Origin of the sequence: Couchioplanes azureus (assembly GCF_014648355.1) — a bacterium.
In the GTDB taxonomy this organism is placed as follows: Bacteria; Actinomycetota; Actinomycetes; order Mycobacteriales; family Micromonosporaceae; genus Actinoplanes; species Actinoplanes azureus.
On sequence record NZ_BMQY01000001.1, the window covers coordinates 31,099 to 53,394 of the forward strand.

Here is a 22,296-nt window from a genome sequence, read left to right on the forward strand (position 1 = left end):
CGCGCCCTCGTTGCCGTACGCGCGACCGGAGGTCATTCGCGATCGGCCGAGACCCAGTCCCGCGGGGTGAAGGAAAGGCTCCGGCTCCCCCGGACCAGGTCGGCCGCGCCGTCCAGCCGGGCCTTCTGCGCCGGGTCGAGGACCACCCGCAGGGCGTCGGCGTTCTCGGTCACCCGCGCCGGCCGACGCGTGCCGGGGATCGGCACGACCGGCAGCCCGAGCGCCGCACCCTGGGCCCAGAGCCAGGCGAGCGCCACCTGCGCCGCGCTCGCCCCGGTTTCCCGGCCGACCTGGCGCAACAGCTCGACGATCCGCTGGTTGGCCGCGAAGTGCTCGACGAACCGGGGTTCCGCGCGCAGGATGCCGGCCGAGACCCGCTCCGGCGTCATGGCGCCGGTCAGGAACCCCCGCCCCAGCGGGCTGTACGGCACGAATCCCGCCCCCACCTCGCGCGCCGCCGGCACGACCCGGGCCTCGACGTCCCGCGACCAGATGCTCCACTCGCTCTGCACAGCGGCGATGGGATGCACCGCCGCGGCGGCCCGCAGCTCGTCCGCGGTCACCTCCGACAGGCCGAGGTGGCGGACCTTGCCCTCCGCGACCAGCTCCGCCATCGCGCCGACGGTCTCCTCGATCGGGATGTCGAGCTGACGGCGATGCAGGTAGTACAGGTCGATGACGTCGGTGCCCAGCCGCCGCAGGGATGCCTCGCAGGCCGCGCGCACATAGTCGCGGTCCCCGCGGGTCGCCCTGGCGGCGGGAGCGCCGACCGCGCCGGTGATGCCGAACTTCGTCGCGATGCGTACCTCGTCGCGCCGGTCCGCGAGCAGCTTGGCGATCAGCTCCTCGTTGGTCCCGGCCGGTCCGGTGCCGCCGTCGCGCGGCTTGCCGTAGACGTCCGCGGTGTCGATGAACGTCACTCCGCGGTCGACCGCGTGGTGCAAGGTCCGCAGGGCCTCGTCCGGATCGGTGTCCCCGTAGGCGTGGCTGAGCGCCATGCCGCCGAAGCCGATCCGGCTGACGTGCAACCCGTCCCCGAGAGCGACGGTGGGTACGGTCGGGGTCATCCCAGGCTCCTCTGCTGAGCACGGATCGCCGGATCGGTCACCGGCGAGGCGTCGCAGTCGCGGCCCTCGGCGATGAGTCCGGCATAGTGGTCGATCTTGCCTTCGATGGCGTGGAGGTCGCCCTCGAGCTGTGCGAGCTGCGCGCGTACCCGCTCGCGATGCTCCTGGAGGAGGGCCAGCCGCCGCCCGTGGGTGGCCGCACCCTGCCGGGTCATCGCGACGAAGTCCTTGGTCTCCCGCACCGGCATGCCGGTGCGCCGCAGCCGGACGACCAGCTCGATGACCCGGATCGCGGCGTCGTCGTACGCCCGGTGGCCGCTGGCGTCGCGGTGCACGCTCGGTATCAGGCCTTCCGCCTCGTACCAGCGCAGCGTGTCCTTGGAGAGGCCGGTCCGCCCGGCCACCTCGGCGATCGTGACGGCGGTGCTCACCAGGCCGCCACCTCGGCGGCGCCGGCGATGCCGATCCCGGCCGCGCGGAGCTCGGCCAGGGCCCGGTCGTGGGCCCGGGCGCTGGTCGCCGCGCAGGCGTCCGCGACCACGGTGACCGTCAGGTCGCGGGCGGCGGCGCTCCGTGCCGCCAGCGCGACCCCGTGGTCGGTCACCAGGCCGGTGAGCAGCAGGTGGCCGGTGTGCAGCCGCTCCAGCAGGGCCGGCAGCCCGGCCACGTCGAAGACGTCGCGATCGTGCTTGGTCACGACCGGGTCCCCCGGCTCCGGCGCGAGGCCCGGGAGGAAGGACGCCTCCGGGCTCCGCAGGTCGGCGCGCGGCCGGTCGGCCGGATCGGCGGAGAGATACCGGCTGCAGATCACCGGCCAGCCGCGCGCGCGGGCCGCGGACCGGACCCGCCGGGCCCGGTCGGCCGCCCCGGCGTCGTGTCCCATCTCGGCGATCCAGGCCTGCCAGTCGATCTCCAGCAGGGTGGTACTTCCGGCGTGCTTCCCCATGGCCCCGACGCTACGGGTTGGAGTGCGCTCCAACGCAAGCCGGAAGATCGCCGCTACGACAGGGAGGTCGGCGGCCGGAAGGAGCCGTCGGGCTCCGGCCGCCATTCGTGCACCGCCGTGACCGCCTCGACCGGGATCGGGGCGTACAGGTGCGGGAACTGCATGCCGCCCGGATCCGGGGGATCACCGTCCTCCCACACCACGGGCGCCGGCAGCAGCGCCTCGTCCAGCACCAGCAGCACCAGGTCGGTCCGCCCGCGGGCCAGCAGGGTCGCCGGGATGTGCACCTGCTCCGGCGTGGAGCAGTGGACGAAACCCTGCGTCGCCAGGGAGTCGGCGCGGTAGGTGCCGGTCGCGACCGCCGCCTCCCACTCGGCGCGGGGGCAGAAGTGCAGGATCATCCCTTCTCCAGGTATTCGGCCCGCTCCTCGTCGACCAGGGCGGCCACCGAGGCGGCCAGCGCCGGGTGCCGGGCGAGGGTGGGGTCGTCGCCGACCAGCTCGGCCGCCTCGGCCCGCGCGTCGGTGATGAGCTTGCTGTCGCGCAGCAGCGACAGCAGCCGCAGGTGACTGTGCCGGCCGGACTGCGAGGCGCCCAGCACGTCGCCCTCGCGGCGCTGCTCGAGGTCGAGCTCGGCCAGCTTGAATCCGTCCGTCGTGGACGCCACCGCGTCGAGGCGCTCGCGGGCGGGCGTGCCCTCGACCGCCTCCGTGACCAGCAGGCAGATGCCGGGCGCCGAGCCCCGCCCGACCCGGCCGCGGAGCTGGTGCAGCTGGGAGACGCCGAACCGGTCCGCGTCCATGATGATCATGACGGTGGAGTTCGGTACGTCCACGCCCACCTCGATCACCGTCGTGGCCACCAGCACGTCCAGCTCTCCGGCGGCGAACCGGCGCATCACCGCGTCCTTCTCCTCGGCCGGAAGCCGCCCGTGCAGGACGCCGATCCGCAGGCCGTGCAGCGGCCCCTCCGCGAGGATGGGTGCCACGTCCAGGACGGCCAGCGGCGGGCGGCGGGCGGATTCGCCTTCGGTGTCGGAGGGCGGTTCGCCGTCGTCCTCGGCGCCGGCCGCGTCACCGATCCGCGGGCACACCACGTAGGCCTGATGACCCGCCCGGACCTCCTCCTTGACCCGCTGCCACGCCCGGTCCAGGAACGCCGGCCGCTCCGGCGGCACGACGTGCGAGGCGATCGGCGACCGGCCGCGCGGCAACTGGGACAGCGTCGAGGTCTCCAGATCGCCGTACACGGTCATGGCGACCGTCCGCGGGATCGGCGTGGCCGTCATGACCAGGACGTGCGGCGGCCGGGCGGCCTTGGCCCGCAACGCGTCGCGCTGCTCGACGCCGAACCGGTGCTGCTCGTCCACCACCACCAGGCCGAGATCGTGGAAGTCGACCCCTTCGTACAGCAGGGCGTGCGTGCCGACGACGATGCCGGCACTGCCGTCGGCCACCCGGGCCAGCGCGGCCCGGCGCGCGGCCGCGCCGAGCGACCCGGTGACCAGCGTGAGCTGGGTGCCGGCCGGGTCGCCGTCGAGCTCACCGGCCCGGCCCAGCGCGCCGAGCTGGGCGCTGATGCTGCGGTGGTGCTGGGTGGCGAGCACCTCCGTCGGGGCGAGCAGCGCGGCCTGCCCACCGGCGTCGACGACCTGGAGCATCGCCCGGACGGCGACCAGGGTCTTGCCGGAGCCGACCTCGCCCTGCAGCAGCCGGTGCATCGGATGGGCCCGCGCCAGATCCGCGGAGATCTCCTCGCCGACCCGCGCCTGTCCCTCGGTCAGCTCGTAGGGCAGGGCCGCGTCGAACGCGGCCAGGATCCCGTCGTCGCGTCGTGGTCGCGCCCGTCCGGGAGCGGCGGCCGCGCGGGCCTTGCGCTGCACGAGCGTCAGCTGTACGGCGAAAGCCTCGTCCCACTTCAGCCGGTACTTCGCCTTGAACAGCTCCTCCTTGGAGCTCGGCCGGTGGATCTCGCGCAGCGCCGTGCCGATGCCGACGAGGTTGCGGTTCGCCCGGACCGCGCCCGGCAGCGGGTCCTCGGGCGGCTGGAAGGTGTCCAGCACGGTCCGCACGCACTTGGCGATCGTCCACGTCGGCACGGCGGCCGCGGCCGGATAGACCGGGATGAGCGCGCCGGCGAACTCCTCGATCTCCTCGGCGGCCTCGTCCTGGGTGGCGTCGGCGCGCAGCAGCTGGTAGGCGGGCCCGTTGAGCTGCCGCTTGCCGCGGAAGTCGGTGACCTTGCCGGCGAACAGGCCCCACCGCCCGGTGCGCAGCTCCCGCTCCCGCCAGGCCTGGTTGAAGAAGGTGCAGGTGAGCGTGGCGCCGGAGCCGTCCCCGATGGTGATCTCCAGCATGGTGCCGCGGCGCTGGCGCATCGGGCGTACCGTGGCGCTCTTGACCTGGGCGAGCAGGGTGACCTGCTCGCCCACCTGGAGCTGGCGCAGGTCGGTGTGCTCGCCCCGCTCGTCGTAGCGGCGCGGGAAGTGGTAGATCAGGTCGCCCGCGGTGTGCAGGTCGAGATGCGTGGCCAGCGCCTTGGCGGTCCGTTCCCCGAGCACCTTGCGCAGCGGGGTGGCGGTCGTCGTCGCCGTGGTCGTGTCGCTCATTCCACTCCTGCCAGGAGGTGGTACCGGGGCTGGCCGCCCGTATAACACTGCACCTCGACGAAGGGCCACGCGTGCGCGAGGTGCGAGCGCAGCGCTTCCTCGAGGGTGGCGGGGGCGTCGGCGCCGAGCACCAGCGTGACCAGTTCACCGCCGCCGCCGAGCATCCGGTCCAGGAGCCGCCGGCTGACGTCGGCCAGGGCCGCGTCGCTCGCCGTCCCGTCCTCGGGGCCGCCGCTGATCACGTTGACCTCGCCGTCCACCAGGCCGAGGAGGTCGCCGGGGTGGCAGCGGCCCGCGACGGTCAGCGCCTCCCGGGCCGCGGTCGTCACCTCGCCGTAGCGGCAGGCGCCGGCGGCCTCGGCCATCGCGATGACGTCGTCGTCGAAGCGCCGCTGCGAGTCCCGCACCGCGAGCGCGGCGAGGGCCTGCACGGGAGACCGGGTCGGCACCACGACGACCCGGATGCCCGCCGCGGCGGCCTCCTGCGCGGCGGAGACGGCGACGGCGTGGGTGTTGGCGTCGTTCGGCAGCAGCACGACCCGCCGGGCACCGGTCTGCGCGACCGCCGCGAGCATCTCCGCGGTCGACGGGTTCCGGCCGACCACGACCGTCCCCTCGTCGGCGAAGAGAGAGGTGAGCCCCTCACCGGCGGCCACCACGACGGCGCCCCGGTCGCCGGTCTCCCACCCGCCGGTCTCGGCGTGCTCCTCCAGGACGGTCCGGTCGCCCTCGGCCGCCGCCGCTGCGGCCTCGGCCCCGGCGGCGGGGTGCGCAGGCGCCGGGTGCGGGTGGCCGTGGTCGTGGACGCGGTCCTCGAGCGGGTTCACCGAGATCCGGTGCGGCCGGCCCGCGACGATCCCGGCCTCGATGGCGGCGCCGATGTCGGCCACGTGGACGTGCACGTTCCAGGTGGGCGGCCGCCCCTCGCCGGTGCCGACCACCACCAGCGAGTCGCCCAGGCCGTCGAGGGTCCGCTTCATCACCTCGACCGCCGCCGGCTCCGCGTCGAGCAGGAACTGCACCTCGTAACCGAACCCGCCGGCCGGGGGCCCGCCCGCGGGCGGGGCGGCCGCCGGCGGCGGCGGCACGGGATCCGCCTGCGTGCCGTCGGCGGCCGTGCTGCTGAGCGCCTCGACCAGCGCGTCGAGCAGCAGCACCAGGCCCCGGCCGCCCGCGTCGACCACCCCGGCGTCGGCCAGCACGGGCAGCTGCTGCGGCGTACGGGCCAGCGCCTCGGCGGCGGCGCGGGCCGCCGCGCGGGCCACCGCCAGCAGGTCGTCGGACTTGATCTTGCCTGCGCCCTCCGCCGCGGCGGCCGCCACGGACAGCACGGTCCCCTCGACCGGACGGGCGACCGCGGCATAGGCGGCCTCGCTCGCCGTCCGCAGCGCCGCGGCCAGCTCCGCGCCCCGGACGGACACCGCCGAGGCGAAGGTGTCGGCCATGCCCCGCAGGATCTGGGAGACGATGACGCCCGAGTTCCCCCGGGCGCCCAGCAGCGCACCACGAGCCATCCGGCGCATCACCTGCCCCAGCGGGCCGCCGTCGAGGCCGGACCGGACGGTGTCCTCCGCCTCGGTGGCCGGCGACCCGGCCAGCGCCTCCTGGGCCGAGGCCAGGGTCAGGACAAGATTGGTGCCGGTGTCGCCGTCCGGCACCGGATAGACGTTCAGCTCGTCGATCTCGTGCTGGTGGGCCCGCAACGCGGCGAGCCCCGCGCCACACCAGCGATGCACGGCCGCGGCATCCAGGGTTTCCAGCACTCGAAAAGCGTACTAACCGCCTGACGACAATCCGCGGTCGCGCCGGGGCCCGAGGGCGATTGGCTGTTCACCCGGGCCATCGGGTAACCTGGCCAGGTTGCCCGAGCGCAGTCTGCCCGGGGCACCCTCAGTTCGCAGCCGGGTCTCGGCCTGTCCCGCCCGGCGTATCAATCCCAGGAGTATCCCGTGGCTAGCGTGTGCGACGTCTGTGGCAAGGGACCGGGCTTCGGCCACAACGTGTCCTTCTCGCACCGGCGGACCAACCGCCGCTGGAACCCGAACATCCAGTCGGTGCGCACCCCGGCCGGTGGCGGCAACACCAAGAAGCTCAAGGTCTGCACCTCGTGCATCAAGGCCGGCAAGGTCGTCCGCGCCTGACAGCCGGCGCCGGGCCTGAGCGCCCGGTCCTGATCTCGCACTTCCCGTAGCCGCCGGGTCCTCGTGACCCGGCGGCTACGCGTGTGCCCGGGTCCGCGGCGCCCCGGTCAGAGCACCCGGGCGTAGGACAGCACCCCCGGCTCGCCCTTGTAGTAGCCGAAGTCCTCGATCCGTTCGTACCCGTACTTCTCGTAGAGCGCGATGGCCTCGGGCTGCTTGTCGCCGGTCTCGAGGATCACCCGCTTGCGGCCCCGCTCCCGCGCCGACTCCTCGATCGCCGCCAGCACCCGGCGCGCCACACCGCGCCCGCGGGCGGCCGCGATCGTGAACATGCGCTTGAGCTCGGCATCCTCCCCGTGCTCCCGCCAGCCCCCGCAGCCGATCAGGCGCCCGGACGCCTCCCGCGCCACGAAGAACGCCCCGCCGGGCGGGGCGAAGTCCGCCGCCGCGACCGGGGTGTCGTCGCCACTGCCGCCGTACCTGCTGCTGAGCTCGGCCATCGCCTGGCCGATGAGCTCCTGCACCGCGGGCTCGTCGAAGCGGACCTCGCGGATCTCGATCTGTTCCACGCGGCAACGCTAGCCGGACCGCTCAGCGGAAGTGATCCCAGCCCGTCCCGCCCTGCCAGGGCTTGCGGTCGACGGTGACGCCGGTGCCCTCGTGCACGCTGCCGATCACCCGCCACTGCGGCGGCAACGCGACCCCCGCCGGGAACGTCGCGGCGAGGGCATGGTCGTCGCCGCCGGCCAGGAGCCACCCGTACGGGTCCACGCCCAGCGCCGAGGCCGCGTCGCGCATCTGGTCCGGGACCTCGAACGCGTCCCGCCGGATGTCGACGCCGACCACGCTGGCGGTCGCCACGTGGCCCAGGTCCTGCAGCAGCCCGTCCGAGACGTCGATCATCGAGGTCGCGCCGAGCTGCGCCGCCGCGGGACCCTGCGCGTACGGCACCGCCGGCCGCCGGTACGCCTCCACCAGCAGCTTCGGCGTCCGGAAGCCGCGGGACAGGACCGTGTAGCCCGCCGCCGCGTAGCCCGTACGCCCGGCGAGCGCGACGACGTCGCCCGGCTGGGCCCCGCTGCGCACCACCGGCGCCCGGCCGCCCAGGTCGCCCAGGGCGGTCACCGCGACGGTCAGCGTCGGGCTCGACGACATGTCGCCGCCCACCACCGTCGCCCCGACCAGGGCGGCCTCCGCGGCGAGCCCCTCGGCCAGCTCCTCGGCCCACGCGACGTCCAGGTCCGTCGGCACGCAGAGCGCCACCAGCAACGCCGTCGGCGTGGCGCCCATGGCCGCGATGTCGGCCAGGTTGGCGGCGGCCGCGCGGTGACCGACGTCGGCCGCGCTGGACCAGTCCCGCCGGAAGTGCCGGCCCTCCACGAGGACGTCCGTCGACGCCACCGTGCGGCCGTCCGGCGCGGCCACCACCGCGGCGTCGTCGCCCGGGCCGAGCAAGCCGGCCGGGGCGTCCCCGAGCCGCGCGACGATCCGGGCGATCAGCCCGAACTCCCCCGCCTCCGCGATGCTCACGTCCACCGTTCCCTCGTTTCCCCCGTCGCGGTGCGCGAATTCGCCCCGCGCCGTTATGTTGAAGCCCGCCGGCCGGTGCGGCCCGCCGACCGGCACAGCGGTGCGTGCCGCCAGGACCGCGCTCCGTACTGTAGTTTCACGTTCGGGTTCCCGGCGGCGCGGATAGGAGTCGGATCGTGGTCCAGGCATACATCCTCATCCAGACGGAGGTCGGAAAGGCCCGTGACGTGGCCGCCGCGATCGACAAAATTCAGGGAGTGGTACGCGTCGACGCGGTCACCGGGCCCTACGACGTGGTCGTCCTCGCCGAGGGCCACAGCGTCGACGAACTCGGTCGGATGATTGTGAGCAAAATCCAGTACGTCCCGGGCATCACCCGGACCGTGACGTGCTCCGTGGTAAATCTCTGACATGGTCGACGTGGAGACCCGCACCGAGCCGCAGCCACCCACCCGGGATCCGGTCACGCGCAGCGCCGCGTTGTGGGCGACCGTCGTCGCCGTGCCGGTGGCGATCCTCGCCGGGCTCCTGATCTTCTCCCAGCTGACGCCGGGCGACGCGGGCGACGGCGCGGCACCCGCGCCGAGCGCCACCCGGCCCGCGGCCGTGCCCGGCACGCCGGTGCAGATGGCCGCGCCGGCGCTCGCCGGCCGCGCCAAGCAGGTCTGCCTGGCGGTCACGTCGCAGCTTCCGGCGCAGGTGCGCGACCTCGCGCCCCGCAAGGTCAGCGCCGGTCCGGAGCAGAACGCCGCCTACGGCGAGCCGCCGATCACCGTGGCCTGCGGCGTCCCGCAGCCGCGGATGTGCAAGTCGCTGACCGAGAGTGGTTCGGGCTGCGTGCCCATGGACACCGAGCTGATGAACATGAACCGCGTCTGCTGGTACGCCGACCAGCAGCCGGCCGCCACCACGTTCACCACGATGGACCGCGAGGTGCCTGTCCGGGTCACCGTGCCGAAGCAGTACGCGCAGGCCGCGCAGTGGGCGAACGAGTTCTCCGACGCGGTGGTGCAGACCGACAAGTCGATCACCCAGGGCGTGCCCAGCGGCTGCGTCTGAGCCGTCCTCCGGCTGAGCCGTCCTCCGGCTGAGCCGTCCTCCGGCTGAGCCGGCCTCCGGCTGAGCCGGCCTCAGTGCAGGCCGGTGCCCCGGCGCAGGGCCGTGCGGATCAGCCGGTCGACGACCTTGGGATAGTCCAGGCCGGTCGCGGCCCACATCAGCGGGAACATGGACGTCGGCGTGAAGCCCGGCATGGTGTTGATCTCGTTGAGGAAGATCTCGTCGTCGGCGGTGACGAAGAAGTCGACCCGGGCCAGCCCGGCGCAGTCGAGCGCCGTGAAGGTGCGGCAGGCGTACTCCTGCACCTGGCGGGCCACCTCGGGCTTCAGATCGGCGGGGATCTGGTACGGCGTGCCGTCGCCCAGATACTTCGCCTCGAAGTCGTAGAACTCGTCGCCCGACGTGCTGACCATGATCTCCGCGAGCAGGGAGGCCTCGGCACCGCCGGCCGTCTCGCCCTCGAGCACCCCGCACTCGATCTCGCGCCCGACGATGGCGCCCTCGACCAGCACCTTGGGGTCGATCCGACGGGCGCCGGCGATCGCCTCGTCGAGCTGGGACCAGTCGGTGACCTTGCTGATGCCGTACGAGGAACCGGCGCGGGAGGGCTTGACGAAGACCGGCAGCCCGAGCCGCTCCTTGTCCGCCTCGGACAGCGACTGACCGGCCCGCAGCACGGCGTACGGCCCGACCGGGATGCCCTCGGCGGCGGCGAGCTTCTTGGTGAACTCCTTGTCCATGCCGGCCGCGGAGGCGAAGACGTTGGCGCCGACGTACGGGATCCCGGCCATCTCGAGCATGCCCTGGATCGTGCCGTCCTCGCCGTAGGCGCCGTGCAGGACGGGGAACACGACGTCCACGCCGGCCAGGACCGCCACCCCGTCGGCCGGGTCGACGACCATGAGCCCGGAGGAGGTGGGGTCGGGGGGCAGCACCACGGCCCGGCCCGACTCGACGGTGATCTCCGGGAGCCGGCCGCCCTCGATGGCGAGCTGCGCCGGGTCGCTGCCGGCCAGCACCCAGGCGCCCTCGCGGGTGATCCCGACCGGCACCACCTCGTAGACGTCGGGGTCGAGCGCGGCCAGGATGCCGCCGGCGCTCACGCAGGAGATGGCGTGCTCGGTGCTGCGACCGCCGAACACGATCGCCACGCGGGTTCTGCGAGGGGTCGTCATGGAAAGGGCTCCTCGATTGCCGGACCTGAGGCTGCCTGCCGGGGGCATGCCGGGAAGACCCTACTCTGCGTAGGGCACTTTCCGGATACGGCGGGCGCCACCTCGCCGGACCGCCCACCCAGCGTCGATGAAGCCGGCACCCACAGTGTCAGGGCGTGGCCGGACGGCGGATTGCCACGTCGCTGACCAGCCACCGGCACAGCACGGCGCCGAGCAGGGTCACCGCCAGCGACACGGCCAGAGCGGCCGGGTACGGCAGGTCCGAGCCGTCGGAGCGGAGCAGTTCCTGGGACACCAGCAGCGGCAGGCCGGCGAGCGCCGCCAGGGGCAGCCCCCGCCACGTGCCGAAGCGGTAGAAGGCCGCCGCGAGTACGGTCCCGGAGACGAGGAAGGCGAGGCAGATCGGCAACAGGCGGCCGAACTCGCCGACCGCGACGGCCGGGGACCACGGCGGGTAGCCCGCCGAGACGTCGCCGATCAGCGCCTCTTCCAGGCCGTGCCCCAGCGGGACCAGTACGGCACCGCCGAGCGCCAGGAGCGCGCCGAGTGCCGCGCCGCCCGCCAGGACGGCGCGGCGGGTGAGGCCCGCCGCCACGAAGTGGCGCAGGTGGGTCACGACCAGCAGGATGCCGAAGGCGCCGAGCCAGTACTTGACCGCCGAACCGGCCACCGTCAGCCAGGGGCTGAAGCCCGGATCCGTGGCCGCGCCGACCACGAGGGCGGTGGCCACCAGGCCCACCAGCAGAGCCACGGCGACGAGCAGCAAGGGCAGCCGGTGCCTGTGCAGCAGCACGTGGAACACCGCGTTCATCGACGGGCCTCCGAGGTGAGGTGGACGAAGAGATCCTGGACGCCGACCGGGGCGAGGCTCAGGCCGGCCGTCGCGGCGTGCCGCTGGTCGCCGTCGCTCAGGGCGCCGTACAGGGTGACCTGACGGACGCCGCCGAGGCTCTGCTCGCTGAGCACCGTACGACCGGAGGAGAAGGCCTGCACCGCCGCGGCCGGACCGGTCACCGCGACCCCGCGCGACCGGAAGGTGTCGGTGTCCTCCTGCACGACCAGCCGCCCGCGGTCGACGATGACCACCTCCTCGAAGAGGTCGGCGACCTCCTGGATCAGGTGGGTGGAGAGGATGATCGTGCGCGGGTGGGCGAGGTAGTCGTCGAGCAGCTCGCGGTAGAAGGTGGCCCGGGCGCCCGCGTCCATGCCGAGGTACACCTCGTCGAGCAGGGTGAGCGGGGCACGGCAGGCGAGCCCGAGGACCACGCCGAGGCCGGACCGCTGTCCCCGCGACAGTGCCGCCACCCGGGTGCGCCGGTCGAGGCCGAAGGCGTCGAGGAGGCGGTCCGCGTAACCGGCGTCCCAGCGCGGCCGCAACCGGGCGTGGAAGTCGAGGACCGTGCCGATCCGGTCGCCCGCCGGCACGTCGAGCGTGTCCCGGACGAACACGGTGTCCCGCATGAGCCCGGCGTTCTCGAAGGGGTCGGCGCCGTCCACCCGCACCGTGCCGCCGTCGGCCCGGCGGAACCCGGCCAGCACGCTGAGCAGGCTGGTCTTCCCCGAGCCGTTGCGCCCCAGCAGCCCGTGGATCCGGCCGGGCGCGAGGTCGAGGGTGAGCCGGTCGACGGCGGTCGTGGCGCCGTAGGTGACCGTGAGGTCCCGGATCGAGATCATTGCCGCCCCCCGTCGAGGTGCTTCTTGATCTCCTCGACCGAGACGCCGATCATGCGGGCCTCGGCGAGCATGGGATCGACCACGTCGGCGAAGAACCGCTCGCGCCGCTGCGCGCGCAGCCGGGCGCGGGCGTCGGGGCTGACGAACATGCCGATGCCGCGCTTCTTGTAGAGCACGCCCTCGTCGACGAGCTGGGCGAAGCCCTTGGCCGCCGTGGCGGGGTTGATGCGGTAGAAGGCCGCGTACTGGTTGGTGGACATGACCTGCCCGTCCTCCTCGAGTGCCCCGCTCAGGATGTCGTTCTTGATGCCGTCGGCGATCTGCACGTAGATCGGGCTCCGGTCGTCGAACACGCGGAGGCTCCCTACTTCGGGGGTTCACCACTAATGTAATGAACCATAGAGCCAGTGCCGCCCGGAAGCAAGGCGGACGGACGTCAGGCGGCCGCGAACGTCTGCGGCAGGACGCCCTCGTCCCACAGCCGGTCGAGATGGGCGAGGAAGCCGACGAGGCTGCGCTCCAGCTCCCGCCGCTCACCGGCGGCGAGCGTGGCCAGCGGGTCGGAGAAGACCAGGCCCTCGGGGTGCTTGGCCCGGGTGCCGACGAACCGGTGGCAGGCGGAACACCAGACGTAGCTCACCAGGGTGGGCCGGCGGGCGTTCTCCGGAGCATTCACGTACGCGCGCACACTGCGCCGACCGCAGGCGGGACACTCCCGTTCCCCAGGGGCGGCGAAGAAGCTCTCGCCCTGCGCCAGCGCGGTCACCTCGGCGCCGCTGAAACTGCTCCACTCCATGGCAAGAACCGTAGATCAGGCCTCGTCCAGGGCCGCGGTGAGATCCGCCAGCAGGTCGTCGGCGTCCTCGATGCCGCAGGAGAGCCGTACGAAGCCCGGCGCGGTGTCGTCGCCCCACTGCGCCCGCCGGTCCGCCGTGGTGTGCAACCCGCCGAACGACGTCGCCGCGAAGACCAGCGCCGAGGCCGCCAGGAACCGGGCCACCCGCTCCGCGCCGCCCAGGTCGAAGGAGACGATGCCGGGGACGCGCCGCATCTGCGCCCGCGCGACCGGGTACGACGGGTCGGTCTCCAGGCCCGGCCAGCGCAGCCCGGTCACGTCGCCGCGCCCGGCGAGCAGGCCCGCCACCGCGGCCGCGTTGGCGCTCTGCCGGGCCAGCCGCAGGTCCAGCGTGGCCAGCGAGCGGTGGGCCAGCCAGCAGTCGAAGGCGCCGGGGACGCCACCGGTCTGCGCCCGCCAGGTGGTCACCCGGTCGAGCAGGTCCTCGTCGCGGGTCGCCAGGTAACCGAGCAGCAGGTCGGAGTGGCCGGTCAGCGCCTTGGTGCCGGAGGCCACGACCAGGTCCGCGCCCAGCTCGAGCGGGCGCTGCCCCAGCGGCGTCGCGGTGGTGTTGTCCACCGCGACGAGGGCACCCGCCGCATGGGCGTCCGCCGCGACCGCGCGCAGGTCGCAGACGTCCAGCCCGGGGTTGGCGGGGGTCTCCAGCAGCACCAGGCGCACGCCGTCGAAGGACGGGTACGGCCCGGCGGTCGGCGCGAGCACCGTGGCGACGCCCAGCTCCCGCAGGGTGCCCTCGGCGAACGCGCGCACGGTGAAGTAGCCGTCGGCGGGCAGCATCACCGTGTCGCCCGGGCGCAGCACCGCCAGCAGCAGTGCGGTGATGGCCGCCTGGCCGCTGGCGAAGGCCCGGACCGCGCCGCCCTCCAGCTCCCCGATCGCCGCCTCCAGCGCCCGCCGGGTCGGGTTGTCCGGGCGGCCGTAGCCGTCCTCCCCCGGCCCCGCGACGGGATCCAGGTGGTACGGCGCCGCGAACACCGGCCCGGGCAGGAACGGCCGGCCCGGCACGGGCGCGGGCAGGCCGGCGTGCACGACCCGCGTGCCGTCACCCCGGCCGGCGTGCCCGGTCATTCCGGCTTCATCTCGCGGCCCATCAGCAGCTTCACCGCCACGCGCGGGTCCACGCCCTCGTGGCAGACCCGCTCCACCTGCTCGGTGATGGGCATCTCGACGCCGTGCGCCCGGGCCAGGTCCCGGATCGCCAGACAGCTCTTCACGCCCTCGGCGGTCTGCTTGGTCGACGCCTGCGCCGCCTCCAGCGACTCGCCGCGGCCCAGGTGCTCGCCGAACGTCCGGTTGCGCGACAGCGGCGACGAACACGTCGCCACCAGGTCGCCCAGCCCGGCCAGGCCGGCGAAGGTCATCGGGTCGGCGCCCAGCGCGACGCCGAGCCGGGCGGTCTCGGCCAGCCCGCGGGTGATCAGGGAGGCCTTGGTGTTGTCGCCCATGCCCATCGCCGTCGCCATGCCGTACGCGAGCGCGATGACGTTCTTGACCGCGCCACCCAGCTCGCAGCCGATGACGTCGTCGCTGGTGTACGGCCGGATGTACGGCAGCGCCAGGGCCTGCTGCACGAGCTGGGTGCGCGCCGGGTCGGTCCCGGCCACGACCGTGGCGGCGGGCTGCTCGGCGGCGATCTCCGGGGCCAGGTTGGGGCCGGAGACCACCACCACCCGGCCCGGCTCCACGCCCGCGGTCTCGACGATGACCTGGCTCATCCGCTTGGTCGTGCCGAGCTCGATGCCCTTCATCAGCGACACCAGCGTGGCATCGGGCGGCAGGTGCCCGGCCCAGTCGGCGAGGTTGCCGCGCAGCGTCTGAGACGGCACCGCCAGGAAGACGATCCCGGCGCCCTCGACCGCGGCGGCGAGGTCGCTGGTGGCGGTGATCCGCTCGGGCAGCTTGACGCCGGGCAGCGCGGCCTCGTTGACGCCGTGCTCGCGGATGGCGGCGGCGACGGTCTCCCGGCGCGCCCAGATCGTGACGTCGGCCCCGGCGTCGGCCAGGACCTTGGCGACCGCCGTGCCCCAGGCGCCGGCGCCCAGCACCGCCGAGCGGCTCATGCCGACTGCTCCGAGGCCGGGCCGGTGCGCCGGCGCGAGGGCACCTCGTAGAGACCGTCGGGCGGCGGCTCCTGGCGCAGCTCGGCGAGCAGGTCCCGGCTGGCGAGCTGGATCGCCTCGGTCATCTGCTCCAGTACCGCCCGGGTCGGCGCCTCACCCATCCACCGGCTCAGGTCGACCGGCTTGCCGGCGACGACGCTGACCGCCCGGCGCGGCCGCAGCGAGATCTTCTTGGTCCGTACGTCGTGCACCTGCTGCGACCCCCAGCTGGCCATGGGCACGACCGGGGCGCCGGTGAGCAGCGCGAGCCGGGCGGCGCCGGTCTTGCCGCGCATCGGCCACAGCTGCGGGTCCCGCGTCGTCGTGCCCTCCGGGTAGATCACCACGACGCCGCCCTCCTGGATGGCCTGGACGAGGGTGTCCAGCGACTTCACCGCCTCCACACTGCCGCGTTCCACCGGGATCTGCTCGGTCTTGCGGAGCATGAAGCCCACGAACGGCACCTTCCAGATGCTGGCCTTGGCGAGGAAGCGGGGCCAGCGACCGGCGCCGTAGACGTAGTGCGCCACGAGCAGCGGGTCGAACTGCGACATGTGGTTCGGCGTGATGATGAAGCCGCCGGAAGGCAGGTTCTCCATGCCGTACCAGCGCCGCTTCGTCCAGAACCACATGGTCGGCAGCACCAGCCCCACCGCCAGTCGCCGCCAGAACCCCAGCCTGCGCTGCGCCACGGTATCTCCTCCATCCCCACACCCTGGGACGAAATCATGCCTGCTCGCCGCCGCCGGAGCCAGCGCGGGGCGGATCGGGCTCCGGCCCGCGGGCGCGCCGATGGCAGGATTGTCCGCGTGTCAGCACCGGACTGGACGGCGGTCGTTCCCGTCAAGCGCCTCAGCGCGGCCAAGAGCCGGCTGCGCGGCGCCGTCCCCGCCGCCTGGCACGAGCGGCTCGCGCTGGCCATGGTCCGCGACACCGTCACGGCGATCGCCGCCTGCGAACAGGTCGGCGAGGTGGTCGTGGTGACGGACGACCCCGTCGCGGCCGCCGCCGTGGCCGCGCTCGGCGCCCGGGTGGTGGGCGACGTCGGCGGCGGGCTGAACGCGGCCCTGCGCCACGGCGCCGAGGTGGCCGTCGGTCCCGGTCGCCGGCGCGCCGCCCTGGCCGGCGACCTCCCGGCGCTACGCCCGGACGAGCTCGGCGCCGCGCTGCTCGCCGCCGGCGACGCCCGGGGATTCGTGGTGGACGCGGCCGGTTCGGGCACGGTGCTGCTGACCGCGGGCCGGGGCACGGCCCTGGACCCCCGGTTCGGCGCCGGCTCGGCGGCCGCCCACGCCGCCTCGGGCGCCGTCGCGCTGGGCGGGGAGTGGCCGGGGCTGCGCCAGGATGTGGACACCGCCGCGGATCTGCGTACGGTGCTGGAACTCGGCGCCGGCGACCACACCTGCGCGCTGCTGCGCGGTCTCGGGCTCGCGGGATGCGGCTCCTACCGGGTGCCGGCCGGGCCGCCCCGGTAGCGTGCACCCTATGCAGGGCACGGTCGCGACCTTCGATTCCCAGACCCACAGCGGCACGCTGCTGCTCGACGACGGCAGCGAGCTGGCCTTCCCCGCGGCGGCGTTCCACGCCTCCGGGCTGCGCCTGCTGCGCCTGGGCCAGCGGGTCGCCGTCGAGACGGCGGCGGACGGCTCCGTGACCAAGGTCCAAGTTTCCGGAATCAGCTGAGCTTTGTTCATTTCTCATTGCCCCTGGACGGGCAATGATGGAGTGATGACCATCCCGCCCCGGACCCCGCGCTCCGCCATGCCCGCGGCTCCCGCGCGGCGGCGCGGCGGGGACGGGCGGTTCCTGCGATCGACCCCGACGCCGACCCCCGCCACGACCCCGACCACGACCAGACCGACCGCCATCGAGCCGACGGAGCCTGCCGTGACGACCGCCGCACCGCGCACCGGCGACACCCCCGTGGAGCGCGCCGAGCTGCCCGACGACCGCTTCCTCAACCGCGAGCTGTCCTGGCTCGACTTCAACGCCCGCGTCCTGGCCCTCGCCGAGGATCCCGGGACGCCCCTGTTGGAACGGGCCAAGTTCCTGGCGATCTTCGCGAGCAACCTCGACGAGTTCTACATGGTCCGGGTGGCCGGCCTGAAGCGGCGGCTCAAGGCCGGCCTGCCGATGCGCGGCGGGGACCGCAGCTCGCTGCGCAACCAGCTGGAGATGATCACCGAGCGGGCCGCCGACCTGGTGACCCGGCACGCCGCCTGCTTCGCCGAGGAGGTACGCCCCAAGCTGCAGGCCGAGGGCATCGAGCTGGTCAGCTGGGCGGAGCTGGACGCGCCGGAGCGCGAGCGGCTGCGCACCTTCTTCCGCGAGCAGGTCTTCCCGGTGCTCACGCCGCTCGCCGTGGACCCGGCGCACCCGTTCCCCTACATCTCCAGCCGCTCGCTCAACCTGGCCGTGGTGCTGCGCGACCCGGTCGACAACAGCGGCGAGTTGTTCGCCCGCATCAAGGTGCCCAACAACGTGCCGCGCCTCGTGACGGTGCAGAACGACAGCCGGGGCGTGCGTTTCCTGCCCGTCGAGGAGCTCATCGCCGTACACCTGGATCAGCTTTTCTCCGGCATGCAGATCCTGGAGTGGCACCTGTTCCGGGTGACCCGCAACGCCGAGGTGGAGGTCGACGAGGACCGCGACGAGGACCTGCTGCAGGCCCTGGAACGCGAGCTGGCGCAGCGGCGCTTCGGCCCGCCCGTACGCCTGGAGGTGGCGGCCTCGATCAGCGACCATGTCCTGGACCTGCTCGCCCGCGAGCTCGACATGAACGACGAGGACGTGCTGCGGGTGCCCGGCCTGCTGGATCTGGCGGCCCTGTGGCAGGTCTACGGCGAGGCCGACCGCGACGACCTGAAGGACCGCCCGTTCGTGCCGGCGACGCACCCGCAACTGGCCGACGGCGAGGTACCGCGCAGCGTCTTCAACCGGCTGCGCGAGTGCGACATCCTCGTGCACCACCCGTACCACTCGTTCTCCACGAGCGTGCAGCGCTTCATCGAGCAGGCCGCGGCGGACGAGAACGTCCTGGCCATCAAGCAGACGCTCTACCGCACCAGCGGGGACTCGCCGATCGTCGACGCGCTGGTCGACGCGGCCGCCGCCGGCAAGCAGGTGGTGGTGCTGGTCGAGGTGAAGGCGCGCTTCGACGAGGTCGCCAACATCGCCTGGGCCCGCACCCTGGAGAAGGCCGGCTGCCACGTGGTCTACGGCCTCGTCGGCCTCAAGACGCACTGCAAGACCTCCCTCGTCGTACGCCAGGAGGGCAACCAGATCCGCCGCTACTGCCACATCGGCACGGGCAACTACCACCCCAAGACCGCCCGCCTGTACGAGGACTTCGGCATGCTCACCGCCGACCCGGAGGTCGGCGCGGACGTCACCGACCTGTTCAACGTGCTCACCGGTTACAGCCGCCAGACCGCGTTCCGCCGCCTGCTGGTCGCCCCGCACGGGGTCCGCAGGGGCCTGATCGAGCGGATCGAGGAGCAGGCCCGGCTGGCCCGCTCGGGCGGCGAGGCGCTGGTGCAGTTCAAGGTGAACTCGCTGGTGGACGAGGAGACCTGCGACGCCCTCTACCGGGCCTCACAGGACGGCGTACGCGTCGACCTGGTGATCCGGGGTATGTGTGCGCTGCGGCCCGGCGTGCCGGGGCTCTCGGACAACATCCGGGTCCGCTCGGTCGTCGGCCGTTTCCTGGAGCACTCAAGAGTGTTCCGCTTCGGCGCCGGCGACGACGCCGAATACTGGATCGGGTCGGCGGACCTGATGCACCGCAACCTCGACCGCCGGGTCGAGGCGCTGGTGCGTGTCACTCTGCCGTCCGCGCAGGAGGATCTGCGCAATGTGCTGGAATTGGCCATGAGCGACGAGAGCGAGGGCTGGGACTTGGCGGGCGACGGCACCTGGCACCGGCGCTCCTCGAGCCACGGCGAGCCGCACATCCACCTGCAGGAGGCGCTGCTGCGCCGGGTCATCGGCAAGGCGGTCTGAGTTGACGGAGACTGTCCGCGCCGCCGGTGGGGTGCTGTGGCGTCCGGCCGGCGACGGGATCGAGATCTGCGTCGTGCACCGGCCGTACCGTGCGGACTGGAGTCTGCCCAAGGGCAAGCTGGACGGAGCCGAGCATCCGCTGGCCGCGGCGGTGCGCGAGGTGCTGGAGGAGACCGGCGTCCGCGGCGAGCCGCAGCTGCGGCTGCCCGGGGTCTCGTACACGATGCCCGACGGCGTGCCGAAGACCGTGGACTTCTGGTTGCTGCGAGCCGGTGACGGACCGGCCGCGGAGCCGCAGGATCCGACCGAGGTCGACGCCGTGGTGTGGCTGCCGCCGCGCGAGGCCGTCGCCCGGCTGAGCTATCCGGACGACCGCCGCCTGGTCGAGCACGTCGTCGCCCTGCCACGGGTGACCGGGGTGACCCTGCTGGTCCGGCACGCGCACGCGGGCCGGCGCAAGGACTTCGCCGGCAACGACGCGCTGCGGCCCATCGACGACCGGGGCCGGGCCCAGGCCGAGACGATGGCCGCGGCCGCCGCCCTCTTCGCTCCCCGGCGGCTGGTCGCGGCGACGCCGCTGCGCTGCCGGCAGACGTTCGAGCCGCTCGCCGACCGGCTGGGGCTGCCGATCGCCACGGACTCGGCCTTCGCCGAGCCCGGGGAGCCCGAGGAGATTCCGGCGCGGGTGAAGGCCGCGGCGGCCCGGCTGGTCGAGCTGCGCGACGGCCGGCGTACGGCGATCTGCAGCCAGGGCAAGGTCATCCCGGGGCTGCTGGCGCTCCTCGACGGCGTGGACGACCCGGCGCCCTACAAGACGCCCAAGGGCGACGGCTGGGTGCTCACCTGGTCGGGCGACCGGCTCGTGGCGCTGAGCCGGTTCTGAGCCGGGAGCCGCCGGACGGGCGGCGCGGCAGGGGCGGCGGCAGCGGGTCCGCCCGCCAGAAGCCGATCAGGTCGCCGGTGAGCCAGCGGGCGCGCCACAACTCGTCCTCGCGGGGTTCCCAGTCGCGCAGCGGCAGCAGCGCGATGCGCCAGCAGAGCACGCTGGTCAGATACCAGCCGTAGAAGGGTACGAGCCCGAGCACCGCGTCCCGGCGCCGGTACGAGCCGTACGGCGCCAGCAGGAACACGGCCACGCCGGACAGCGCACAGGTGACGAGCCAGTCGAGCAGCCCCCAGCCGGTCCAGCGTTCCGCGGCGTCGCCCAGGGCCCAGCCGGGCAGCACGGCGGCGACGAAGACGGCGGCGGCGATCAGCGACCGGCTCACCAGGCCGCGCGGCCGGGCCGGATCGCGGGAGGGCAGCGCCGATCCGGCCGCTGCCTCGGGGTCGTCCCGGGTGGTTCTGCGGTTCATGCAGCGGACCGTAGGCTCAGCGGCCGCTGTGGCGCCGGAACACGCGAAAGGCGTCCACCGGAAGGGTGGACGCCTTTCGTCTCGTCAGCGGCCCGCTGAGCGGTCGCGTCAGCGGGTCTTGCGGGCCGGCGTCGCGCGCGCCGTGGTGGCCTTGCTGGCCGGGGTGGCCTTGGCCGCGGCCGTGGTCTTGCGGGCGGCCGTCTTGCGCGCCGGGGCCGCCTTCGTGGCGGCCGCCGTCTTGGTGGCGGTCTTCTTCGCCGGCGTGGCCTTGGCCGTGGTCTTCTTGGCCGCCGCCGTCTTGGTGGCGGCCGCCTTGGCCGGGGCGGCCTTCGTGGCGGTCTTCTTCGCCGCCGTGGCCTTGGTGGCGGTCGCCTTGGCCGCGGTGGCCTTGGTGGCGGTCGACTTGGCCGCGGTGGCCTTCGTCGCCGTCGCCTTGGCGGCCGTGGTCTTCTTGGCCGGCGCCGTCTTGGTGGCGGCCGCCTTGGCCGGGGCGGTCTTCTTGGCCGCCGTGGCCTTGGTGGCGGTCGCCTTGGTGGCGGTGGCCTTGGTGGCGGTGGCCTTGGTGGCAGCCGCCTTGGTGGCGGTGGCCTTCGTCGCGGTCGCCTTGGTGGCGGTGGCCTTGGTGGCCGTCGTCTTCTTCGCGGCGGCGGCCTTGGCCACCTTGCCGCTGGCGACCATCTCCCGGAAACCCGTGCCGGGCTTGAAGGCGGGGACGGACGTCTTCTTCACCTTGACTGGTTCGCCGGTGCGCGGATTCCGAGCCGTGCGCGCGTTGCGCGCCCGCTTCTCGAAGACCCCGAAACCGGTGATGGCAACACGGTCGCCCTTGGTGACGGCGGTCTGCACCTCGCTGATCACCGCGTCCAGCGCCGCTGTCGCCGTCTTCCGGTCCCCCAGTCGGGCGGCGAGCGCCTCGATGAGCTCGGCCTTGTTCACGGTTTTCCTCCCGAACGTGAGAACAGATGCTCGTTCACGACCTACCTTGATCTGCGCCCTGCGCAAGTCGCCTACGGGGTCTCCACCGTCGTGGCGAGCATCACTGGCCCAATGCGAGCCATTCTGCGCGCACCGTATGCCCTCTGACCAGCAGACACAAACATTAGCCGGAAAAAAAACCGTTGTGTCGCAACGAATTCGCCCCCGTCGGACGGCCGGCGGGGGCGAAAAAGCCTGTACTGACAGGGTTTTGCGGCTCAGACGACGACCGGCTTGTAGGCCGGCCGGACTTTCTCGTACGAGGTAATCGCGCTCTCGTGTCGCAGGGTCAGTCCGATGTCGTCGAGGCCCTCCATGAGGCGCCAGCGACTGAAGTCGTCGATCGGGAAGCCCCAGGCGGCGTCGTCCGCCCGTACCTGGCGCTCGGCGAGGTCCACGGTGATCCGCTTCTCCGGCTCGCTGTCGGCCATGTCCCAGAGCGCCTCGACCGCCTTCTGGTCGAGCTGCACCGGCAGCAGGCCTTCCTTGAGCGCGTTGCTGCGGAAGATGTCGCCGAAGCGGGCGGCGACGACGACCTTGAAACCCCAGTCGCGCAGGGCCCAGACGGCGTGCTGGCGCGACGAACCGGTGCCGAAGTCGGGCCCGGCGACCAGGATCGTCGCGCCGGCGTGCGCCGGGTTGTTCAGGACGAACGACGGGTCGTCGCGCCAGGCGCTGAAGAGCCCGTCCTCGAAGCCGGTCCGGGTGACCCGCTTCAGGTACACGGCCGGGATGATCTGGTCGGTGTCCACATCGGAGCGGCGCAGCGGCATGACTTTGCCGGTGTGGGTGGTGAACTTCTCCATGAC

General features: G+C 73.5%; 25 protein-coding genes and 1 pseudogene. 7 read left to right on the forward strand and 19 right to left on the reverse strand.

Features of this window, described 5'->3' with window-relative positions:
• Positions 1–32: 32 nt before the first annotated feature.
• From IEY99_RS00140 to fakA, 6 genes are read right to left on the reverse strand one after another with little or no spacing between them, the layout of a single operon-like run.
• Complete coding sequence (locus IEY99_RS00140; RefSeq protein WP_189198622.1) at positions 33–1,067, reverse strand: aldo/keto reductase; 1,035 nt, start codon at positions 1,065–1,067, stop codon at positions 33–35.
• A complete protein-coding gene (locus IEY99_RS00145; RefSeq protein WP_189198623.1) occupies positions 1,064–1,498 on the reverse strand; it encodes a MerR family transcriptional regulator in 435 nt (144 codons plus the stop codon). Before IEY99_RS00145 ends, IEY99_RS00140 begins: the two co-directional genes overlap by 4 nt.
• Positions 1,495–2,013, reverse strand: a complete 519-nt coding sequence (locus tag IEY99_RS00150; RefSeq protein ID WP_189198624.1) for a cysteine hydrolase family protein — start codon at positions 2,011–2,013, stop codon at positions 1,495–1,497. The genes IEY99_RS00145 and IEY99_RS00150 overlap by 4 nt, the downstream gene beginning before the upstream one ends.
• A 53-nt stretch (positions 2,014–2,066) precedes the next feature.
• On the reverse strand, positions 2,067–2,414 hold the full coding sequence (locus IEY99_RS00155; RefSeq protein ID WP_189198625.1) for a DUF952 domain-containing protein: 348 nt from the start codon (positions 2,412–2,414) through the stop codon (positions 2,067–2,069).
• A complete protein-coding gene (gene recG, locus IEY99_RS00160) occupies positions 2,411–4,621 on the reverse strand; it encodes an ATP-dependent DNA helicase RecG (RefSeq protein ID WP_189198626.1) in 2,211 nt (736 codons plus the stop codon). The genes IEY99_RS00155 and recG overlap by 4 nt, the downstream gene beginning before the upstream one ends.
• A complete protein-coding gene (fakA, locus tag IEY99_RS00165; RefSeq protein ID WP_189198627.1) occupies positions 4,618–6,384 on the reverse strand; it encodes a DAK2 domain-containing protein in 1,767 nt (588 codons plus the stop codon). The genes recG and fakA overlap by 4 nt, the downstream gene beginning before the upstream one ends.
• 186 nt (positions 6,385–6,570) lie before the next feature.
• Here fakA and rpmB point away from each other — a divergent pair, with 186 nt between their 5' ends.
• Positions 6,571–6,762 (forward strand): 50S ribosomal protein L28, encoded by a 192-nt coding sequence (gene rpmB / locus IEY99_RS00170; protein WP_041832800.1) that lies wholly within the window; start codon positions 6,571–6,573, stop codon positions 6,760–6,762.
• 107 nt (positions 6,763–6,869) lie between these two features.
• Here rpmB and IEY99_RS00175 read toward each other — a convergent pair whose 3' ends face one another.
• Positions 6,870–7,331, reverse strand: a complete 462-nt coding sequence (locus IEY99_RS00175; RefSeq protein WP_189198628.1) for a GNAT family N-acetyltransferase — start codon at positions 7,329–7,331, stop codon at positions 6,870–6,872.
• A 22-nt stretch (positions 7,332–7,353) separates the two neighbouring features.
• Positions 7,354–8,292 carry a thiamine-phosphate kinase gene (locus IEY99_RS00180; RefSeq protein ID WP_189200441.1) on the reverse strand — a complete coding sequence of 313 codons (939 nt, stop codon included), beginning with the start codon at positions 8,290–8,292 and terminating at the stop codon, positions 7,354–7,356.
• A gap of 176 nt (positions 8,293–8,468) precedes the next feature.
• Here IEY99_RS00180 and IEY99_RS00185 point away from each other — a divergent pair, with 176 nt between their 5' ends.
• Both IEY99_RS00185 and IEY99_RS00190 read left to right on the forward strand, forming a co-directional pair.
• On the forward strand, positions 8,469–8,702 hold the full coding sequence (locus IEY99_RS00185) for an Lrp/AsnC ligand binding domain-containing protein (protein ID WP_071805731.1): 234 nt from the start codon (positions 8,469–8,471) through the stop codon (positions 8,700–8,702).
• 1 nt (position 8,703) lies between these two features.
• Positions 8,704–9,351: a DUF3515 family protein gene (locus tag IEY99_RS00190; RefSeq protein WP_189198629.1), complete on the forward strand. Its 648-nt coding sequence runs from the start codon at positions 8,704–8,706 to the stop codon at positions 9,349–9,351.
• 71 nt (positions 9,352–9,422) lie between these two features.
• Here the strand turns inward: IEY99_RS00190 and IEY99_RS00195 are convergent, their stop codons facing one another.
• The 8 genes from IEY99_RS00195 to IEY99_RS00230 all read right to left on the reverse strand — a co-directional run bounded on the left by IEY99_RS00195 (position 9,423) and on the right by IEY99_RS00230 (position 15,847).
• Positions 9,423–10,526 (reverse strand): D-alanine--D-alanine ligase family protein, encoded by a 1,104-nt coding sequence (locus IEY99_RS00195; protein ID WP_189198630.1) that lies wholly within the window; start codon positions 10,524–10,526, stop codon positions 9,423–9,425.
• A gap of 148 nt (positions 10,527–10,674) precedes the next feature.
• Positions 10,675–11,337, reverse strand: coding sequence for a hypothetical protein (locus tag IEY99_RS00200; protein ID WP_189198631.1), 663 nt, complete (start codon positions 11,335–11,337; stop codon positions 10,675–10,677).
• Positions 11,334–12,200, reverse strand: coding sequence for an ABC transporter ATP-binding protein (locus IEY99_RS00205; RefSeq protein ID WP_189198632.1), 867 nt, complete (start codon positions 12,198–12,200; stop codon positions 11,334–11,336). Before IEY99_RS00205 ends, IEY99_RS00200 begins: the two co-directional genes overlap by 4 nt.
• Positions 12,197–12,553, reverse strand: coding sequence for a GntR family transcriptional regulator (locus IEY99_RS00210; RefSeq protein WP_189198633.1), 357 nt, complete (start codon positions 12,551–12,553; stop codon positions 12,197–12,199). Before IEY99_RS00210 ends, IEY99_RS00205 begins: the two co-directional genes overlap by 4 nt.
• Positions 12,554–12,636: 83 nt before the next feature.
• On the reverse strand, positions 12,637–12,996 hold the full coding sequence (locus tag IEY99_RS00215; RefSeq protein ID WP_189198634.1) for a hypothetical protein: 360 nt from the start codon (positions 12,994–12,996) through the stop codon (positions 12,637–12,639).
• Between the two features lie 15 nt (positions 12,997–13,011).
• Positions 13,012–14,124 carry a cystathionine gamma-lyase gene (locus IEY99_RS00220; protein WP_189198635.1) on the reverse strand — a complete coding sequence of 371 codons (1,113 nt, stop codon included), beginning with the start codon at positions 14,122–14,124 and terminating at the stop codon, positions 13,012–13,014.
• Complete coding sequence (locus IEY99_RS00225) at positions 14,121–15,116, reverse strand: NAD(P)H-dependent glycerol-3-phosphate dehydrogenase (RefSeq protein ID WP_189198636.1); 996 nt, start codon at positions 15,114–15,116, stop codon at positions 14,121–14,123. Before IEY99_RS00225 ends, IEY99_RS00220 begins: the two co-directional genes overlap by 4 nt.
• Positions 15,113–15,847, reverse strand: a complete 735-nt coding sequence (locus IEY99_RS00230; RefSeq protein WP_189198637.1) for a lysophospholipid acyltransferase family protein — start codon at positions 15,845–15,847, stop codon at positions 15,113–15,115. The genes IEY99_RS00225 and IEY99_RS00230 overlap by 4 nt, the downstream gene beginning before the upstream one ends.
• 117 nt (positions 15,848–15,964) lie before the next feature.
• On the opposite strand from IEY99_RS00230, the gene cofC reads away from it, so the two are divergent.
• Genes cofC through IEY99_RS00250 form a run of 4 tightly spaced genes read left to right on the forward strand, consistent with a single transcriptional unit; the run spans position 15,965 to position 20,040 of the window.
• Positions 15,965–16,630 (forward strand): 2-phospho-L-lactate guanylyltransferase, encoded by a 666-nt coding sequence (gene cofC, locus IEY99_RS00235; protein WP_229797940.1) that lies wholly within the window; start codon positions 15,965–15,967, stop codon positions 16,628–16,630.
• A gap of 10 nt (positions 16,631–16,640) precedes the next feature.
• Positions 16,641–16,838 carry a cold-shock protein gene (locus tag IEY99_RS00240; protein ID WP_189198639.1) on the forward strand — a complete coding sequence of 66 codons (198 nt, stop codon included), beginning with the start codon at positions 16,641–16,643 and terminating at the stop codon, positions 16,836–16,838.
• Positions 16,839–16,883: 45 nt separating this feature from the next.
• Positions 16,884–19,157, forward strand: a complete 2,274-nt coding sequence (locus IEY99_RS00245; RefSeq protein WP_229797942.1) for an RNA degradosome polyphosphate kinase — start codon at positions 16,884–16,886, stop codon at positions 19,155–19,157.
• 1 nt (position 19,158) lies between these two features.
• Positions 19,159–20,040 carry an NUDIX hydrolase gene (locus tag IEY99_RS00250; RefSeq protein WP_189198640.1) on the forward strand — a complete coding sequence of 294 codons (882 nt, stop codon included), beginning with the start codon at positions 19,159–19,161 and terminating at the stop codon, positions 20,038–20,040.
• Here the strand turns inward: IEY99_RS00250 and IEY99_RS00255 are convergent.
• The 3 genes and pseudogenes from IEY99_RS00255 to leuD all read right to left on the reverse strand — a co-directional run bounded on the left by IEY99_RS00255 (position 19,997) and on the right by leuD (position 22,293).
• The gene (locus IEY99_RS00255; protein ID WP_229797943.1) at positions 19,997–20,512 is read right to left on the reverse strand and encodes a hypothetical protein; all 516 of its coding nucleotides are present in this window, start codon (positions 20,510–20,512) and stop codon (positions 19,997–19,999) included. The two genes, IEY99_RS00250 and IEY99_RS00255, sit on opposite strands and share 44 nt — an antisense overlap.
• A 237-nt stretch (positions 20,513–20,749) precedes the next feature.
• Positions 20,750–21,448, reverse strand: a pseudogene (locus tag IEY99_RS00260) (HU family DNA-binding protein); the annotation flags it as partial.
• Between the two features lie 257 nt (positions 21,449–21,705).
• Entirely contained in the window at positions 21,706–22,293 is a 588-nt protein-coding gene (gene leuD, locus IEY99_RS00265) for a 3-isopropylmalate dehydratase small subunit (protein WP_189198642.1), read from the reverse strand.
• Positions 22,294–22,296: the final 3 nt, after the last annotated feature.